Origin of the sequence: Neisseria sp. P0024.S006 (assembly GCF_051956595.1) — a bacterium.
Classification (GTDB): Bacteria; Pseudomonadota; Gammaproteobacteria; order Burkholderiales; family Neisseriaceae; genus Neisseria.
The window spans coordinates 1-465 of the sequence record NZ_JBQCXH010000042.1 but is presented as its reverse complement, the minus strand read 5'-3'; the positions used below and the strand labels follow the sequence as shown (position 1 = coordinate 465).

The window sequence follows — 465 nt, the reverse complement described above, 5'->3', positions numbered from 1 at the left end:
ACCTGGAAGACCTTTGCTTGTCGGACGTTGGTTTCTAAGTCCCATGCGTAGGCTTCGACTGTTGACACGCCGTTTTCCTGCGACAGTTCACGAATGCCAAAATCGAGGTTCCCCCAATTCTGTGCCAAGACTTCAGCCAGTCGGATTGACGGGCCTTCGACGTTCTGCCCGCCGCGCGGGTAGCTGTAAACGGCGGAATCTGCCAGCGTCTGACGTGTGCAGGCGTTTAAGATTCTGTCCGCCGCCTGAATCTGATTGCGTGGAAACTGTTTAGCCATGAAGACCATCGCCTGTATCTCGCTTGCTTCGCGCTGCGACTTAACTTCGGTCATCGTGTTTGGCAGTGCCTCAGAAACTGCCGTTTGTTGAAAAGGGTTTTTTACCAGTTGATTCATGATGTTTCCTTAATCGTAGTATGCCCAAGCCGGCAAAGATAACGGCTCGATGTTTTCGCTGTATGCGTGG

1 pseudogene is annotated in these 465 nt (G+C 52.3%); it reads right to left on the bottom strand.

From position 1 onward, the window contains the following. Positions 1 to 395 (bottom strand): annotated as a pseudogene (locus ACTHUF_RS11170) (hypothetical protein); the annotation flags it as partial. Between the last annotated feature and the right edge of the window lie 70 nt (positions 396 to 465).